The organism is Mesorhizobium sp. M7A.F.Ca.MR.362.00.0.0, from assembly GCF_004023175.1.
Taxonomy (GTDB): Bacteria; Pseudomonadota; Alphaproteobacteria; order Rhizobiales; family Rhizobiaceae; genus Mesorhizobium.
Genome location: NZ_RZTF01000766.1, coordinates 1 through 1,184, shown reverse-complemented (window position 1 = coordinate 1,184; position 1,184 = coordinate 1). Strand labels below are relative to the sequence as shown.

At 58.2% G+C, this 1,184-nt stretch carries 1 protein-coding gene and 1 pseudogene; one reads left to right on the top strand and one right to left on the bottom strand.

Going from position 1 to position 1,184, the window contains the following annotated elements:
• A pseudogene (locus EOC06_RS37540) lies at positions 1 to 379 on the bottom strand (sigma-54 factor interaction domain-containing protein); the annotation flags it as partial.
• Positions 380 to 441: 62 nt separating this feature from the next.
• Here EOC06_RS37540 and EOC06_RS37535 point away from each other — a divergent pair.
• Positions 442 to 894: a hypothetical protein gene (locus EOC06_RS37535; protein WP_127262932.1), complete on the top strand. Its 453-nt coding sequence runs from the start codon at positions 442 to 444 to the stop codon at positions 892 to 894.
• Positions 895 to 1,184: the final 290 nt, after the last annotated feature.

Here is a 1,184-nt window from a genome sequence, read left to right as displayed (position 1 = left end):
CCTGCAGGACACGCAGCAGCTTAGCCTGGAACGAACCTGATATTTCGCCAATCTCGTCCAGAAACAATGTGCCTTTGTCGGCAGCCTCAAAGCGCCCCTTGCGCAAACTGCTCGCGTCGGTGAAGGCACCCTTCTCATGACCGAACAAGTCAGATTCCAGAAGCGTCTCGGTGAGCGCCGCGCAATTGACCTTGATGAAGGGCTGCTTGGCGCGAGGCGAGAGCTCGTGAATGGCTTTGGCAACCAGCTCCTTGCCGGTTCCGGATTCACCTCGCAACAGGACCGTAGTCTTCGCCTTGGCCACCTTGACAAGGTGCTCACGCAGCTTGCGCAGCGCCTGACTATCGCCAAGCATCTCCTTGCTGATCTTTTTACGTTCCATTTGGCAGCCCATCCCACTCCGCCACCCGCCGGTAGAACTGCACTGGACGGTGAGCTGTGTTGTATTTCGCCATCATCATTCTCGATCTCACCTTTGTTGCTTCGAAATTTCCGGCGCGCGGACCCCCTCGGCAAATGGCAATGGCGCCTGAGCATCGTTGTCTTTCACCAGGACGAGCGTCTTCTCCTCCGTGCGGGCGCCCGCAATATGCGCGCTTGTTTGCGCAGGCCTTTACTCGACCGGTCGCCGTTCTGTCCGGCTTCTGCCGCACCGCAGCCTGCAAACCCATCCTTGACAAGAAAGGAGGGGAGTCAATCGAGCTCTCCTTGCATTCGTGCAAGGAAAATTGTCAGTTTGATAGAATTCTATCAAAACGGCAGAAACGCCCCGCCCCCAATTTGGCTGTACCTGCGGCGTTCAGCTTACGTGACGACATGTGCGGACTTGTCCCAATTGCCGTCCGAGTTGTGCGGGAAACAGTAGCCGCTGCGCTGTTCGCTTCAACCGCGTGATGCCGCTGACAGTAGAGGCGGCGGCTCGTCGAGCGAGGCTTCATTGTTCGGCTACTAAAGCGGCTGTGCTTTGGTGGGAGTTGGTTTCGCCCAAGTTCTGGGCCTGGGGGCGTCTAGCCCGTTTCGCCGCACAGGCTCCTCCCACATCGTCGAGGCCGAGAAGGAGGGACCCCACAGCCCTCCCTGTATCACAATGCCCCGCCCCTCAAGCAGCTAGATACGACAGGTGACCTCGAATGAGGCGTCTTGCATGGCTTCTACACCTGCCTGAATGCCAGAACTGCGTTCGT